The sequence below is a fragment of the Staphylococcus sp. LCT-H4 genome, assembly GCF_001866145.1.
GTDB classification, from domain to species: Bacteria; Bacillota; Bacilli; order Staphylococcales; family Staphylococcaceae; genus Staphylococcus; species Staphylococcus succinus.
The window spans coordinates 232668-250068 of sequence record NZ_MODY01000003.1 but is presented as its reverse complement, the minus strand read 5'-3'; the positions used below and the strand labels follow the sequence as shown (position 1 = coordinate 250068).

Annotated in this window: 14 protein-coding genes and 1 other RNA gene; 13 read left to right on the top strand and 2 right to left on the bottom strand. The window is 33.9% G+C overall.

The features are described from left to right. The first annotated feature begins 4 nt into the window (after window positions 1-4). From aspS to BK821_RS10140, 3 genes are all read left to right on the top strand, one after another. Window positions 5-1771, top strand: coding sequence for an aspartate--tRNA ligase (gene aspS, locus BK821_RS10150; protein WP_046836620.1), 1767 nt, complete (start codon window positions 5-7; stop codon window positions 1769-1771). A gap of 62 nt (window positions 1772-1833) precedes the next feature. Continuing rightward, window positions 1834-2024, top strand: a non-coding RNA gene (gene ssrS / locus BK821_RS10145) — 6S RNA. A 158-nt stretch (window positions 2025-2182) separates the two neighbouring features. Next, a complete protein-coding gene (locus tag BK821_RS10140; protein WP_046836619.1) occupies window positions 2183-2953 on the top strand; it encodes a tRNA threonylcarbamoyladenosine dehydratase in 771 nt (256 codons plus the stop codon). 295 nt (window positions 2954-3248) lie between these two features. Here the strand turns inward: BK821_RS10140 and BK821_RS10135 are convergent, their stop codons facing one another. Next, window positions 3249-4526 carry a replication-associated recombination protein A gene (locus BK821_RS10135; RefSeq protein WP_071331627.1) on the bottom strand — a complete coding sequence of 426 codons (1278 nt, stop codon included), beginning with the start codon at window positions 4524-4526 and terminating at the stop codon, window positions 3249-3251. An 86-nt stretch (window positions 4527-4612) separates the two neighbouring features. Here BK821_RS10135 and cymR point away from each other — a divergent pair, with 86 nt between their 5' ends. The 3 genes from cymR to BK821_RS13505 all read left to right on the top strand — a co-directional run bounded on the left by cymR (window position 4613) and on the right by BK821_RS13505 (window position 5525). Further along, the gene (cymR, locus tag BK821_RS10130) at window positions 4613-5032 is read left to right on the top strand and encodes a cysteine metabolism transcriptional regulator CymR (RefSeq protein WP_046836617.1); all 420 of its coding nucleotides are present in this window, start codon (window positions 4613-4615) and stop codon (window positions 5030-5032) included. A gap of 116 nt (window positions 5033-5148) precedes the next feature. Next, window positions 5149-5331, top strand: coding sequence for a CsbD family protein (locus tag BK821_RS10125; protein WP_046836616.1), 183 nt, complete (start codon window positions 5149-5151; stop codon window positions 5329-5331). A 32-nt stretch (window positions 5332-5363) separates the two neighbouring features. Beyond that, the gene (locus BK821_RS13505) at window positions 5364-5525 is read left to right on the top strand and encodes a hypothetical protein (RefSeq protein WP_169746234.1); all 162 of its coding nucleotides are present in this window, start codon (window positions 5364-5366) and stop codon (window positions 5523-5525) included. Between the two features lie 123 nt (window positions 5526-5648). On the opposite strand, the gene BK821_RS10120 is transcribed toward BK821_RS13505, so the two are convergent. Further along, window positions 5649-6653 carry an LLM class flavin-dependent oxidoreductase gene (locus BK821_RS10120; RefSeq protein ID WP_046836615.1) on the bottom strand — a complete coding sequence of 335 codons (1005 nt, stop codon included), beginning with the start codon at window positions 6651-6653 and terminating at the stop codon, window positions 5649-5651. Window positions 6654-6942: 289 nt separating this feature from the next. Here BK821_RS10120 and sal point away from each other — a divergent pair, with 289 nt between their 5' ends. The 7 genes from sal (at window position 6943) to BK821_RS10085 (ending at window position 17399) form a co-directional block, all read left to right on the top strand. Continuing rightward, window positions 6943-8574 (top strand): Sal family ABC-F type ribosomal protection protein, encoded by a 1632-nt coding sequence (gene sal, locus BK821_RS10115; protein ID WP_082104707.1) that lies wholly within the window; start codon window positions 6943-6945, stop codon window positions 8572-8574. Between the two features lie 61 nt (window positions 8575-8635). Then, the gene (locus BK821_RS10110; protein ID WP_071331626.1) at window positions 8636-9778 is read left to right on the top strand and encodes a cysteine desulfurase family protein; all 1143 of its coding nucleotides are present in this window, start codon (window positions 8636-8638) and stop codon (window positions 9776-9778) included. Beyond that, window positions 9779-10891, top strand: coding sequence for a tRNA 2-thiouridine(34) synthase MnmA (gene mnmA / locus BK821_RS10105; RefSeq protein WP_046836613.1), 1113 nt, complete (start codon window positions 9779-9781; stop codon window positions 10889-10891). Between the two features lie 137 nt (window positions 10892-11028). Continuing rightward, complete coding sequence (locus BK821_RS10100) at window positions 11029-11694, top strand: tetratricopeptide repeat protein (RefSeq protein WP_071331625.1); 666 nt, start codon at window positions 11029-11031, stop codon at window positions 11692-11694. 3 nt (window positions 11695-11697) lie between these two features. Then, complete coding sequence (recD2, locus tag BK821_RS10095; RefSeq protein ID WP_071331624.1) at window positions 11698-14085, top strand: SF1B family DNA helicase RecD2; 2388 nt, start codon at window positions 11698-11700, stop codon at window positions 14083-14085. A 354-nt stretch (window positions 14086-14439) separates the two neighbouring features. After that, a complete protein-coding gene (alaS, locus tag BK821_RS10090) occupies window positions 14440-17070 on the top strand; it encodes an alanine--tRNA ligase (protein WP_071331623.1) in 2631 nt (876 codons plus the stop codon). Between the two features lie 68 nt (window positions 17071-17138). Beyond that, on the top strand, window positions 17139-17399 hold the full coding sequence (locus BK821_RS10085) for an IreB family regulatory phosphoprotein (RefSeq protein ID WP_046836609.1): 261 nt from the start codon (window positions 17139-17141) through the stop codon (window positions 17397-17399). Window positions 17400-17401 lie beyond the last annotated feature (2 nt).

Sequence of the window (17401 nt, the reverse complement as noted above, 5' to 3'; positions counted from 1 at the left end):
TAACATGAGTAAGCGTACAACATATTGTGGTTTAGTGACTGAATCACTTTTAGAGCAAGAAGTTATATTAAAAGGCTGGGTGCATAACCGTAGAGATTTAGGTGGACTCATCTTCGTTGACTTACGTGACCGTGAAGGTTATGTTCAAATTGTATTCAATCCAGCGTTTTCAGAAGAGGCTTTAAAAGTTGCAGAAACAGTGAGATCTGAATACATTGTTGAAGTTAGAGGAATAGTTAAGAAGCGTGATCCTGAAACAGTTAATCCTAAAATTGAAACTGGACAAATTGAAGTACAAGTTTCAAATATAGAAATTATCAATAAATCTGAAACACCACCATTCGCTCTAAATGAAGAAAATCAAAACGTTGACGAAAATATTAGATTGAAATATAGATACCTTGATTTAAGAAGACAAGAATTAGCACAAACCTTTAAAATGAGACATCAAACGACACGTTCCATTAGACAATATTTGGACCAAGAAGGTTTTTATGACATAGAAACACCAGTTTTAACTAAGTCCACACCTGAAGGCGCACGTGATTATCTTGTACCTTCTCGTGTACATGAGGGTCAATTCTATGCATTGCCACAATCTCCACAGATATTCAAACAATTATTAATGATTAGTGGATTTGATAAATATTATCAAATCGTAAAATGTTTCCGTGATGAAGACTTACGTGCAGACCGTCAACCAGAGTTTACACAAGTGGATATTGAAATGAGCTTCGTTGACCAAGAAGACGTTATGGATATGGGCGAAGAAATGTTACAAAATGTTGTTAAAGATGTGAAAGATGTTGAAATTCCACGCCCATTCCCAAGAATGACTTATAGTGAAGCAATGGAACGTTACGGTTCAGATAAACCAGATACACGCTTTGATATGGAACTTATTAATGTTTCAGAATTAGGCGAAGTTATGGATTTCAAAGTATTTAAAGATGCAGTTAATAACAATGGACAAGTCAAAGCAATCGTTGCGAAAGGTGCTTCTGACAAATATACGAGAAAAGACATTGATGCTTTAACTGAATTCGTTAATATTTATGGTGCTAAAGGTTTAGCGTGGGTTAAAGTTGTAGAAGATGGATTAAACGGTCCAATTGCCAAATTCTTTGAAAATGACCATGTTGAAAAATTACAATCACTTACAGGCGCTAAAGCCGGCGACTTAGTATTATTTGTAGCTGACAAACCAAGTGTAGTGGCTCAAAGTTTAGGCGCTTTACGCTTGAAATTAGCTAAAGAATTAGATTTAATTGATCAATCTAAATTGAATTTCTTATGGGTGACTGATTGGCCATTATTAGAATATGATGAAGATGCTAAACGTTATACAGCAGCTCATCATCCATTCACAGCACCTAAACAAGAAGATATTGATAAGTTAGATAATGAACCAGAAAATGTACAAGCAAACGCTTATGATGTTGTATTAAATGGTTATGAATTAGGTGGTGGGTCAATCAGAATCCACAATGCCGACTTACAATCAAAAATGTTCGAAGTATTAGGTTTTACTGATGAACAAGCGAAAGAACAATTTGGTTTCTTATTAGATGCATTTAAATATGGTGCGCCACCACATGGCGGTATAGCATTAGGTTTAGACCGTCTAGTTATGTTATTAACTGGCCGAACTAATTTACGTGATACAATTGCATTCCCTAAAACTGCATCAGCATCATGTTTATTAACAAATGCACCAAGTGAAGTTTCAGAAAATCAATTAGAGGAACTTTCATTGCGTATTCGTCATTAATTTAGATAAGAGGTTTTATTCTTGCTAAATCTATATATTGTGGTATGATTATTCCATAAGATAGTCATCTGTAGTGTTCGTATGTTTGCTTTATATTTGGGCCTAACACTCTTTGATCCGGGAGCCCAATGGGTTTTCTTGCAGCGCACACGCCTCAATAGGAGGACTTGCAAAACAAGAAACAGGGCACCCACCTGTTTTAAGCAGGCCGAATGATCAAGCATCTTATAACTACGGCATTAACGGACTCTATCAGTACGCAAGACTTCGGTCTTGCGTATTTTTTTTGAAATCTTTACTAATAAATAAGATTATTTAAATAAAAACTATAATGCTTTATTAAAATATATAAGTAAGATAATGTTATACTGATTTTAATATAGAAATATTTTATGAATAAGGAGTATTTAAATGAAACATCAATTTTCTAGAAATGAATTAGCTTATGGACAAGAAGGGTTAGATTTATTAAAAAATAAAACTGTTGTTGTACTTGGCGTGGGTGGCGTGGGTTCATTTGCTGCAGAGGCATTAGCGCGCACGAATATTGGTCACATCATACTTATTGATAAAGATGACGTCGATATTACTAATGTTAATCGTCAGCTACATGCACTTACCTCGACTATAGGGCAAAGTAAAGTGACATTAATGGAAGAACGTATCAAATTAATTAATCCAGACTGTAAAGTGACATCATTACACATGTTTTATACAGAAGAGACTTATGAAGATTTATTTAATCATTATGATATTGATTATTTTGTAGATGCCAGTGATACGATTATGTATAAAGTACATTTGATGAATGAATGTTTAAATAGGGACATTAAGGTGATTTCAAGTATGGGTGCTGCTAATAAGACAGATCCAACGCGTTTTCAAATAGCAGATATATCCAAAACACATATGGATCCCATGGCAAAAATAATAAGACGAAAATTAAAGAAAATCGGTATTACTAAAGGTATACCAGTCGTCTTTTCAGATGAAAGTCCGATTGTGATTAGAGAAGATGTAAAAGATACTGTAGGTGATGCAAACGCACCAACTAGAAAAGGGCAAATACCACCATCCTCTAATGCTTTTGTACCAAGCGTTGTTGGACTTATTTGTGCGAGTTATGTGATTAACGATATTTTGAAAGAGATACCGGTGACACGTATCAAAGACAAAAAATAGTTAGGTTAGCAATAAAGAATAAAATAAATATAGACATAAAAATAATTCTGGGTGTAAACGCCCGGGAATAAGATAAAAAGTACACCTCTATGTTCCTATAGAGGTGTACTTTTTATCTTATTATTTTATGTCTTAGATGATGTATGTTTGCTTAAAGCGGATTTTTAGCTTGTAACTTTTTGTTATATAGTTATATTATGCTACAGAATATTATACAAACATTAAACGGTAAAATATACAACAGATGATTTCTACTAGTAATAAAGTAGAAATCATTTTTTCTTAAATCGCAGTCTTAATTTTTAAATTGAGATTGTTTGATATTTTCGTATACTGCCTTAAACTGTTGTTCACTTTTGGAAGTTGTTTTAGGTTCATAGTAAATTTTGTTCTTTAATTTATCGGGTAGGTATTGTTGCGCTACAAAGCCATTGTCATAACTATGTGGGTATTTATATCCAATCGCCCGACCCAATTCTTTAGCACCAGCATAGTGGCCATCTTTTAGGTGGTCTGGTATTTGACCAACTAACCCTTTACGTATATCTGATAAAGCTGAATCAATCGCTGTAATCCCAGAATTTGATTTTGGAGATAAACAAAGCTCAATTACTGCCTGACTAAGTGGGATTCTTGCTTCAGGAAAGCCTAGGCGTTCAGCTGATTCTATAGCTGCGAGTGTACGTTGCCCTGCTGCCGGTGAAGCTAAGCCTATATCTTCATAAGAAATCACTAGTAATCTGCGTACGATAGTAGGTAAGTCGCCTGCTTCAATAAGTCGCGCTAGATAATGTAGCGCAGCGTTGACATCACTACCTCTAATCGATTTTTGAAAAGCGCTCATAACATCATAATGCATATCCCCATCTTTATCACTAACCAAAGCTCCTTTTTGCAAACAATCTTTGGCATCTTGTAAGGTAATATGTCTTGTGCCATCAGTTACCTCAGAACTTAACACTGCTAACTCTAAAGCGTTTAAAGCACTTCTTACATCACCTTGACTTTGCGTCGAAAAATATAATAAGGCATCTTCGTCAACATGTGCATGGTAAGTTGCTAAACCACGTGTTTCATCAGTTAACGCTCTATCTAATGAAACTCTGATGTCATGTTCATCTAAAGAATATAACTCGAATATTTGCGCTCTAGAACGAATTGCTGGGTTGATTGCATGATAAGGATTTGATGTTGTAGCACCAATCAATACAATTTTTCCATTTTCTAAATGGGGTAATAAAAAATCTTGTTTCGCTTTATCTAAACGGTGAATTTCGTCTAAAAGCAAAATAACTTGGCCAGACATTTTCGCTTCTTCTACAATTAATTGCATATCTTTTTTGGTATTTGTAACGGCATTGAGCTGTCTGAATTTAAATTGTGTACTGCCAGATATTGCTTTTGCAATACTTGTTTTCCCAATGCCAGGAGGGCCATAAAAGATCATTGAAGATAAGCGTTTGGTATCTACCATTCGTCTAATAATACCCTTTGGACCCACTAAATGTTCTTGAGAAATGACTTCATCTATGTTATTTGGTCGCATTCTTGATGCAAGTGGCTCATTTGTCACGATTTGTCACACCTTTCTGATTCTATATTAACGTAAAAAATGATAGAATGTTATTATATAGTATTCGAATTAAGTGAGGTTATATAATGAAAATTTCAACAAAAGGAAGATATGGATTAACACTAATGATATCCCTAGCTAAAAAAGAAGGTCAAGGGTGTGTGTCATTAAAATCAATTGCAGAAGAAAATAATTTAAGTGATCTATATCTAGAACAGTTAGTGGGTCCTTTAAGGAATGCAGGTTTAATTCGAAGTGTTCGTGGTGCAAAAGGTGGTTATCAATTAAGAGTACCGGCAGAAGAAATAACAGCTGGTGACATTATTCGTTTGTTGGAAGGTCCAATTACATTTGTAGAAAGTATTGAATCAGAACCACCAGCGCAGAAGCAACTTTGGATTAGAATGAGAGATGCAGTTAGAGATGTACTTGATAATACTTCATTGAAATATTTAGCAGATTATAAAGATACTGATAATTTAGATGGTTATATGTTTTATATTTAAAAAGAAAATAGTGACGTAGCTTATATAAATAAAAGTAAATTAATTTCGTTTTGTATGTTTAATGCTTCTTAGACAGTGGTATTGATTATATATACATCGCTAAGGAGGTTATCAAAATGGCTGATGAAAGTAAGTTTGAACAAGCAAAAGGTAACGTGAAAGAAACGGTCGGTAATGCTACTGACAATAAAGACTTAGAAAAAGAAGGTAAAGAAGATAAAAACTCTGGTAAAGCCAAAGAGTTTGTTGAAAATGCCAAAAACAAAGCGAATGAAGCTATTGATAAATTTAAAAAATAAGCAACATCTCATTTTGAAAGGGGAAAATACACATGGCTGAAAATTTCTTAAACAAAGCAAAAGATACTGCGAAAACAGTATCTGAAAAACTTAAAGGTTCAGATAACGAAAAAGCGAAACAGGCTTCAGAACAAATTGATAAATTCACTGGTGGCAGTGACGAAGATAAAAACGATAAAAAAGACGAAAAGTAGAATGCTTTTGTCTTAAATGCATAAGACTTTAATCGTTTATTATATTTTTAAAGCCCGCTCCATATTATGGAGTGGGCTTTTTTCTTCGTTTAACATAAATTACATTCTATTTACAGTTATAGACTAATCATTAAGATTTGTAATAACATTTTTTAATTTACGATAGGATTCTAATTGAGCATCTTGATCATAAACATAACTAATTGCCATAAGTTCATCGAATTCACCATATTCAGCAATAAAAGCTTTGAGTTTTTGCTTAACCGTTGCTTCTGAGCCTATGAGTGATTGATTCATACGTTGTTTGGCAAGTTCTAATTCTCTAGGAGTTAATAAGCCTCCTAAATTATCAGTTGGAGGTTGAACAGGTTGCATCTTACCTCGAGTGATACTGACCATCACTTGGGCTTGAGTTGTTGCTAAATAATGTGCTTGTTCGTCTGTATCTGCAACGATTGCATTAAGACATACAATCATATAAGGCTCGTTAAGTACATCAGAAGGTTCAAACAACTCTTTATAAATGTGCATAGCTTCTTTCATTTGTTGTGGTGCAAAATGTCCTGCAAAGACATATGGTAGACCTTTTCGCGCTGCCAAATGCGCAGAATCGGTAGAAGATCCTAGGATATATAAAGGGACATTTTTATCAACGGCAGGATAGGCGCGTACATAAGCTTGTTTGTTTGCAGGGCCAAAATATGTCGCAAGTTGTTCAACTTCTTCTGGGAAATCATAAACGCCATTATGTTGATCTCTACGTAATGCGCTGGCTGTCATCATATCCGTACCTGGCGCGCGACCTAACCCAAGGTCTAAACGATTTGGGAATAATGTTGCCATCGTCCCAAATTGCTCTGCGACGACTAATGGAGCATGGTTTGGTAGCATGATGCCGCCAGATCCAACACGAATTTTAGAAGTGTGTTCTAAAGTATGCTGTATGAGTAGTGATGTTGCCGAGCTTACTAAATTTGGGGCATTGTGATGTTCAGCAATCCAATAGCGATTATAATCTAATGATTCTAGGTTTTGCGCTAAAGTCACCATATCATCAATAGCATCTTTATCATCATGTCCCTCTCTAATGGGAACGAGATTAAGTGCGGAAAGTTTTAAGTGGTTCATAAATGTATTATCCTCCTTGAGCTTGTTAATATATTGAAGTATAACAGCCGGAGGAAAACTTGCGAATAAAATTGCTCACTGTTATACTAAATGAAATTAAAACGTTAGGTGGCTTAAATTAAGACAATGGATAACCCTCAAAAGATTAACTCAAATGAATTACATTTATATAAAAAAATTACTGGGATATGTCTATGTCGTAAATAAGCTTCCTTAAAATCTAGCAACTTTACATTATTATTTTATGCTATTTTATGATGTGTCATATCCGTGAAAGTGGGAAATTGATATGTCTTTTTATTTTGTGCAAAAACCATTCGAAAAATATGGTAAAACGTTAATAGAACACGTAAATATATCTGTTGAACCAGGAGAACACATAGCAATTGTAGGGGATAATGGTGTTGGCAAAACGTCGTTGTTAAATGAAATTTTTAAAAAATATGAGGGTAATGCTTATTTAATGAAGCAAGATATGACGATTTATCATGACATTATAGCGATGGATTATATCATGTCTTTATATCCTGAATGTTTAACTATAAAAAAAGCAATGCAGCATAATTATGAGCGTATTGCAGATTATATTGCTTTAAATGGATATGAAATAGAACAGCGTATCCTTACAAAAGCAAAGCAATTTAATTTAACAGAACATGATTTAAATCAATCAATAGGTTTGCTAAGTGGAGGACAACAGACAAAAGTTGCATTATTACGAGCAGTTATATCTGATAAGGAATTAATTTTGCTAGATGAACCAACGAATCACCTTGATCAAGCAATGTTAGCTGACTTAGTTCAATATATGAATAAATCAAATCATACTTTGATTTATGTCACACATCATCGTGGATTTATGAACGAAACAGCTAGTCACATTATTGAAATTACTAACCAATATACTAGAAAATTCATAGGTAATTATAACCAATATAAAGAAATCATAGACTTAGAATTTCAAACCCAAGTTAGAGCTTATGAAAAACATCAAAAAGAAATAAAAGAACTAGAGCAGACAATTAGCCGAGTAAAAGAATGGCATTACACAGCTAAACAATCAACGAGTGTGAGAGACCCAATTGAACAGAAAAGGTTAAGCAAATTAGCTCAAAAATCTAAAATAAAAGAAACGCAATTGACCCAAAAACGTAATGATACAAATTTTGAAGAACCGGAAATGGATGATAGACATTTTCATTTTAATGACCAAGATGTTTTGCGCAAACGTAACTTACTACGTATAGAACACTTTAGCATGACCATGAATAACAATCCTATTTATGAAAATGCTCATTTTGAAATTAAAAATGGCGAAAATATATTACTCACTGGGCCTAATGGAAGTGGGAAGTCATTGTTGATTGATATCATTAGACAACGATTGATACCGGATATTGGAAAAGTGCATATAACACCATCGCTTAAAATAGGATATTTTGATCAGCAAAATAATAATTTAGATTATGATGAAACGCCACTTAATATGGTATTAGACCTAGAGGGGATGAATCGTAGTCATGCACAAACGATTTTAGCTTCATTTGGGTTTAATCAAGATAAAATAGTGCATGCTATAGCAGATTTATCAATGGGAGAAAAGAGTAGGCTTCAATTTGTATTGTTATTTTTCTCAAATCCTCATTTACTCATATTAGATGAACCAACCAACTATTTTGATATCGCTACACAAAACTTAATTATGAAAATGATACAAAGTTTTAATGGTCAAGTATTTATTGTGACACATGATATATACATGCAGTCACAATTTAAAGCCACACACTGGGAAGTTAGAAATAAGCAGCTACACAATTTGTCATTAAAGCAAGATAAAAAGTTAAATGTCAATGATACTTTGAGATTATTAGATGATTATAAAGCTATTGATGAAAATGGTCATTTTGAAACAGACAACTAGAAAAATTAATTAGATGGTGCTATCATTGGAACATTGATAAAAATTGTAAGGAGTGTCAAACATGGAAGTATATGCAGATTATGCTGCAACAACCCCTGTAAAACAGGAAGTAGTTGATAAAATGATGGATATATATGCTGTTCATTATGGTAACCCATCTTCTATTCATAGTGTTGGGAGAAATGCACGAAAGCATCTAGATGATTCGCGTAGAAGTGTCAAACAAGCTCTCGGCGCAAAGCAGAATGAAGTTATATTTACAAGCGGCGCAACAGAATCTAATAATACAGCTATTAAAGGTATTGCATATGCACAGCGTTATAAGGGTAACCATATCATTACTACTAAAATTGAGCATCACTCTGTACTTCACGTGTTTGAACAACTTGAAAAAGAAGGCTTTGATGTAACTTATTTAGATGTAGATCATCAAGGTTTAGTCCAACTTGATCAATTGAAAGAAGTTATTACAGAACAGACGATTTTAGTATCAATAATGTTTGTCAATAATGAGATAGGTACAGTACAGCCAATGTATGAGATTGATAGCATTGTTGCTGATTCTAATGCTTTATTACATGTCGATGCTGTGCAAGCAATCGGTCATCTAGATATAAATTTTCATGATTTTAATATTGATGCAATGAGTATAACAGCGCATAAATTTGGAGGTCCTAAAGGTGTTGGCGCCTTAGTAGTAAAAGAGGGTACACCACTACAATTTTTGCAATTAGGTGGAGAACAAGAAGCAAAACGCAGAGCCGGTACTGAAAACCTGCCTCAGATTGTTGGTTTTGCAGAAGCGCTTAAGCTTGCAACAGAACATTTAAATGAAAATAACATACACCTTATGAATTTGAAAAATCAATTTCTAGTTTCCCTTCAAGAGCGTTCTATACCCTTTGAACTAAATGGCTCTATGACTGAGTCAACGGGACATATTGTGAATTTATATTTTCCATTTATTGATGTTGAAACCATATTAACCTTATTGGATTTAGCCAATATTTATGTATCATCGGGGTCTGCATGTACTGCAGGGACTACCACACCGTCACATGTATTAGTAGCAATGTATGAGCATGACGACAGAGCAAAACATTCTGTGCGTTTTAGTTTTAACGAACAAACAACAGAACAAGAAGTTAAGTATATAGCGACAGAAATTCATAAAATTTATCACAAATTTAAGGAGGACATATAAGTGTCAAATAAAGATACACGTGTTGTTGTAGGCATGTCTGGTGGCGTAGATAGTTCTGTAACTGCACATTTATTAAAAGAACAAGGTTACGATGTCATAGGCATTTTCATGAAAAATTGGGACGATACAGATGAGAATGGTTTTTGTACAGCGACAGAAGATTATAATGATGTTATTGCAGTATGTAATCAAATAGGGATTCCATACTATGCGGTTAATTTCGAAAAAGAATATTGGGATAAAGTATTCACTTATTTCTTAGATGAATATAAAAAAGGACGTACACCAAATCCGGATGTAATGTGTAATAAAGAAATTAAATTCAAAGCGTTCTTAGAACACGCGTTGAAATTAGGTGCAGATTATGTGGCAACAGGTCATTATGCACGCATTCAGCGTCACGAAGATGGACATGTTGAAATGTTACGAGGGATTGATAATAACAAAGATCAAACTTATTTCTTAAATCAATTATCACAAGATCAATTAGCTCATGTGATGTTCCCAATCGGCGATATAGAGAAAAAAGAAGTACGTCGTATTGCTGAAGAGCAAGATTTAGCTACGGCTAAGAAAAAAGATTCAACTGGTATTTGTTTTATTGGTGAACGTAATTTTAAAGAATTTTTATCGCAATATTTACCAGCGCAATCAGGAGAAATGCGTACATTAGATGGTGAAAAAATCGGTGTTCATGCAGGTCTGATGTATTATACAATCGGTCAACGTCACGGTCTTGGCATTGGTGGAGATGGTGAACCATGGTTTGTTGTTGGAAAAAATTTAAATGATAATATTTTATATGTTGAACAAGGATTCCATCATGACGCACTTTACAGTGATTATTTAATTGCATCAGATATTTCTTTTGTAAATGACGTTGATTTAGAAAATGGTTTTGAATGTACTGCTAAATTTAGATATCGTCAAAAAGATACAAAAGTATTTGTAACCAAAGAAAACGATAACGCAATACGTGTTACTTTTGATGTGCCAGTACGTGCTATTACGCCTGGGCAAGCTGTCGTACTATATGATGGCGATATATGTTTAGGTGGCGCTACAATTGATGATGTCTATAAGCAATCGGGTCAATTAAGCTACGTTGTATAATATTATATGATAAAGATGTATTCGGAGATCGTTAGTTGAGCTATATATTATAGTGACTGACGATTTCTTTTTAGTAAAATAGCATTTAAAAACCATCAGCAAATGTTATAATAGATAGTCAGAAAAGAGGGTTTAAATTGAATCAAGAACAAATTTATAAATTAATCAAGCAAGGAAATATAGAAGCGGCAATTAAAGCATTATTTGAGAATATTGAGCAAAATCCACAAGAAGTTGAAAATTACATAAATGCAGGTATTTTAATTGCTGAAGCCGGAGAAGTAGCAAATGCAGAAAAATTCTTCCAAAAAGCAATTACATTAGATCCTCATAATGGTGCAATATATTATAATTTAGGCAATGTATATTATAATGAGAATCGATTTACTGAAGCGATTAAACTATATCAACAAGCCTTAAAATATAATGTTGACCAAGTAGATACTAACTACATGATAGGCATGTCCTTTAATCAATTAGAAGCATTTAAAGAAGCACTGCCATTTTTAATGACAGCAGCTGAGTTAGATGACCGTAAGGATAGTGAAGTACAATTTCAATATGGATTAGTGCTTTGTCATTTAGAAATGTTTGAAGCAGCAGTAACACAACTGAATCATGTGTTAACTCTAGATGAGGCTCATACAGACGCTTTATATAACTTAGGTTTAGCAACGTATATGCAGACTGAAGATCCTCAACAAGCACTACAATATTTTGAACGTGCAGTTGCGATTAATCCAGAACACATTATGAGTCAACATGCTATTAAAACATTTAAAGCTATCGCAGAGGAGGATTAACTTATGGAAGACCCTACATTATTCACGAGTTCTATGATTAAAGGCACTGTTGATGCAATTTTATTTCAAAATAAAGAGAACTTTTATACAGTTTTAAAAGTAGATATGATTGAATCAAATGAATCATTCGATTCAATGCCTACAATTGTAGGGTTTTTTCCAGAAATAACTGAAGGCGATGTCTATACTTTTAAAGGTCAAGTTGTTACCCATTCAAAATATGGCAAACAATTAAAAGCTGAAACATTTGAAAAAGAGTTACCACAAACGAAAGAAGCGATTATAAGTTATTTATCTAGTGATTTATTTAAAGGTATAGGAAAAAAAACAGCACAAAGCATCGTAAATAAATTAGGCGAAAATGCAATAAATGATATCTTAAATAATCCAGAAATATTAGAAAAAGTACCAGGGTTACCTAAGAAAAAGCAAAAGCAAATTGCTGAGCAGATTGCGAGCAATCAAGAAACTGAACAAATCATTATACGTTTACATGATTTAGGATTTGGACCTAAACTTGCAATGGCTATTTATCAAGCTTACATGGGAGATACTCTTGACATAGTTAAAAGCAAACCGTATCAACTTGTTTATGATGTAAAAGGTATTGGCTTTAACAAGGCAGATACTTTAGCTAGGAATGTTGGTATACAGTTTAATGATGCTGAACGTCTCAAGGCAGGCTTACTATATGTATTAGAAGAAGCGTGTATTAAACAAGGTCATACCTATTTACCAACGAACAATGTATTAGAAATGACTCAAGATATGTTATCGCAGCCACCAGCTGAGGTGATTGACACGCAACAATTAGAAACAGTATTACAAGATTTAGTTAGTGATACTAAGCTAATTCAACAAGAGAATGAAGTTGCTATACCCAGCCTTTATTATTCAGAACTTAAAAGTGTACAAAATTTATATCGTAATTTCAGCTATACCAACAAATTAAAAGAGATTGAACAATCGGACTTGTTACTTGAAATTGGCGATATTGAAGAAAGAAATAAAGTGTCATATGCAGACTCACAAAGAGAAGCGTTACAAACTGCAATTAATTCTAAAGTAATGTTACTTACTGGCGGTCCAGGTACAGGAAAAACGACAGTGATAAAAGGTATTGTTGAGTTATACGCTGAAATTCATGGTTTATCTTTGGATTATGATGATTATCAAAACGATGATTATCCAGTGGTATTAGCAGCGCCAACCGGAAGAGCTTCAAAACGATTGGCTGATGCCACGGGCTTAGAGGCAATGACAATCCATAGATTAATTGGATGGAATCAGGATACATCACCAGAAGATATTTTAGATAATGAAATTTCAGCCAAATTGATTATTATAGACGAAATGTCTATGGTTGATACATGGTTGTTTCATCAATTTATGAGTGCTGTGCCGATAGATGCGCAAGTCATTCTAGTAGGTGATGAGGATCAATTACCTTCTGTTGGACCAGGACAAGTATTTAAAGATTTAATTGATTCTAAGGTCATACCTCGTGTGAATCTGACCGAAGTCTATCGTCAACAAGATGGCTCAAGTATTATTGAATTGGCTCACAGAATGAAGTTAGGTGAGTCCATAGATATTACGCAGCGATTTCATGATCGTAATTTTATTAATTGTAGTACAGATCAAATCCCGTCTGTAGTAGAAAAAGTAGTGTCAAGCGCAGTGAATAAAGGCTATGATATGAGTGATATACAAGTATTGGCTCCTATGTACAAGGGATCGGCCGGTATTAAAAAGTTGAATACTGTATTACAACACATCTTAAATCCTAAAGAAAAAGATACACGAGAAATAGAATTTGGTGATGTTTTCTTTAGAAAAGGTGATAAAGTATTGCAATTGGTAAATAGACCGAGTGATAATATTTTTAATGGTGATATCGGCGAAATTGTTGGTATATTCTGGGCAAAAGAAAATGCTTTAAATAAAGATGTACTCGTGGTTGATTTCGAGGGGAACGAAATTACATTTACACGTCAAGATTTAATGGAATTGACACATGCTTATTGTACCTCAATTCATAAATCGCAAGGTTCTGAATTTCCAATTGTAATCATGCCGATGGTAAAACAATACTTTAGAATGTTACAAAAGCCTATTTTATATACGGGTCTTACACGAGCTAAGCAATCTTTAGTGTTTTTGGGGGACCCACAAGCGTTTGATATAGGATTGAAAACACATGGACAAGTGAGAATGACGCAACTATGTTCACTCTTGAAAGCTTATTTCAATAATGAAACAATTTCAGAAGACGAAGATATCAATCAAAGTATTGATTCAGAAACAGTATTAACAGAATCTACAATGTTTAAAATTGATCCAATGATAAATATGGGAACGATTTCTCCATATGATTTCGTAGAAGATTGACATTGGTAAAGAAAATAAATACAATATAATTAACTTCGCATGAAGAAAAGTAAACTATATTAGACAAAAAGAGATGTACTGGTTGGTGAAAAGTACAGGTGATATTAGTTGAACGCTACTTTGTGTCAGTAAACATAAGACTAATTAAGTGATAAGTATAAATTAGTAAATTTTTAAATAACTATCGAATGATATGCACGACATAAAGCATGGATAGAATGAGATTTTGCTAAGGCTTATAACTAGGGTGGTACCGCGAAACGTTCGTCCCTTTTATGAGGATGGGCGTTTTTTTATTTGCAGTTTTTATTTTATGACTGATATAACATGATTTAATATGGAGGAAATTTAAGGATGAAAAACTTAAAAGCAAGTGAGATTAGACAGAACTTTATTGATTACTTTGTAGAAAAAGGACATATGGTGGAGCCTTCTGCACCATTAGTACCTATAGATGATGATTCATTATTATGGATAAATTCAGGTGTAGCTACATTGAAAAAATATTTCGATGGACGCGAAACACCTAAAAAGCCACGTATTGTTAACTCTCAAAAAGCGATACGTACAAACGATATTGAGAATGTTGGGTTTACAGCGAGACACCATACATTCTTTGAAATGCTAGGGAACTTCTCAATTGGAGACTATTTTAAACAAGAGGCAATTGAATTTGCTTGGGAATTTTTAACAAGTGATCAATGGATGGCAATGGATCCACAACGTTTATATGTTACGATTCATCCAGAAGATGTTGAGGCTTATCGTATTTGGAATGAAGATATTGGTTTAGAAGAAAGTAGAATTATACGTATAGAAGGCAATTTTTGGGATATAGGTGAAGGTCCGTCAGGTCCAAATACAGAAATTTTCTATGATCGTGGTGATCAATTTGGTCAAAATGATCCAAAAGAAGAAATGTACCCAGGTGGGGAAAATGAACGTTACTTAGAAGTGTGGAATTTAGTATTTAGTGAATTCAACCATAATAAAGACCATACGTACACACCACTTCCAAATAAAAATATTGATACTGGTATGGGGCTTGAGAGAATGGCTTCTATTGCACAAAATGTGCGCACCAATTATGAAACGGACTTATTTATGCCTATTATCAATGAGGTGGAAAAAGTTTCAAATAAAAAGTATTTAGAAAATGATGCCTTTGATGTTGCATTCAAAGTAATTTCTGACCACATTCGTACAATTGCATTTGCTATTGCAGATGGCGCATTACCAGCTAATGAAGGTAGAGGCTATGTTTTACGTCGCTTATTAAGACGTGCGGTTAGATTTAGCCAATCGTTAGATATAAATGAACCATTTATGTACAGACTTGTAGATATTGTTGCTGACATTATGGAACCTTATTATCCTAATGTTAAAGAAAAATCAGACTTTATTAAACGTGTAATTAAATCCGAAGAGGAACGTTTCCATGAAACGTTAGAAGAAGGATTAGCTATACTAAACAATTTAGTAGCTAAAGCAAAAGTAGAAACTAAAGAAATTAGTGGTAAAGATGCATTTAAATTGTATGACACTTACGGTTTCCCAGTTGAATTAACAGAGGAAATCGCAACCCAAGAAAATCTTTCTGTGGACATGGCTACTTTTGATGCAGAAATGCAACAACAAAGAAATCGAGCAAGACAAGCACGTCAAAATTCACAATCTATGCAAGTTCAAAGTGAAGTGCTAAAAAACATTACTACGCAAAGTGATTTTGTTGGTTACGATGTTATGGATAAAGCTACTACAATTACAGATATTATTTACAATGGCGAATTAGTTGAAGAAGTTGAAGCTGGAGGCAGTATTCATTTTGTATTAAAAGAAACGCCGTTTTATGCTGTAAGTGGTGGACAAGTAGCTGATAAAGGTACAATTAGTAATGAAAACTTCGAAATAACTGTTTCAGAAGTGACTAAAGCACCAAATGGACAAAACTTGCATAAAGGGGAAGTACAATTTGGTAATGTGAACACAGGGGCTGAAGTCACTGCTAGTGTAAACCATACTGAACGCCGTGCAATAGAGAAAAACCATAGCGCAACACACTTATTACATGCAGCATTGAAAGAGGTATTAGGTGAGCATGTTAATCAAGCAGGTTCATTAGTTGAACCAGATCGTTTGAGATTTGATTTCTCTCATTTTGGTCCGATGACTGAAGACGAAATAGATAAGGTAGAACGTCGAGTAAACGAAGAAATTTGGAATAGTATTGAAGTGAGCATTCAAGAAATGTCTATTTCTGACGCTAAGGCATTAGGTGCAATGGCATTATTTGGTGAGAAATATGGTGATATTGTTAGAGTTGTAAACATGGCGCCGTTTTCTATTGAATTATGTGGTGGTATACATGTAAATAACACATCAGAAATTGGATTATTTAAAATTGTTAGTGAATCAGGTACAGGTGCAGGTGTGCGTCGTATAGAAGCATTTACTGGTAAATCGGCTTTCCTTTATTTAGAATCAGTACAAGAGAAGTTTAACGCTGTTAAATCACAAGTGAAAGTTAAATCAGATGACCAAGTCCTTGAAAAAGTTGTTCAAATGCAATTGGATGAAAAAGAATTAACTAAGCAAGTAGAACAACGAAACAAAGAAATTACTTCACTAAAAATGGGAGATATAACAGATCAAGTTGAAGATATCAATGGCTTAAAAGTATTAGCTACTGAAGTTGAAGTTGCGAATGCGAAAGCAATTCGTGAAACTATGGATGATTTTAAATCAAAATTACAAGATACTGTTATTGTGCTAGTGAGTAATATAGATGGGAAAGTGTCATTAGTTGCCACAGTACCTCAATCACTAACAGATAAAGTAAAAGCTGGTGATATTATCAAAAATATGGCTCCAATCGTTGGTGGAAAAGGCGGCGGCCGTCCGGACATGGCTCAAGGTGGCGGTACAGAACCAGAGAACATAACAGAATCATTACTTTTCATTAAAAATTACATTAAATCCCTATAACTTCTAGGTGATGTCATGTAGAATGTAACTAACTAGATTGTTACTCGATATTAAAGGAGTGTTTAATAATGGAAAACTTTGATAAAACTATGAAATTTAATTATGATGAAATTCCAAAAGAAGATGTCAAAACAGTACTACAAAATGTCTATAATGCGCTTGAAGAAAAAGGATACAATCCTGTAAACCAAATTGTGGGTTATTTATTATCTGGTGATCCAGCTTACATTCCTCGTCACAATGAAGCAAGAAACCAAATTCGTCGTATTGATCGTGACGATATTATGGAAGAATTAGTATCGAATTATTTACAAGAGAAACCCGATTAAAA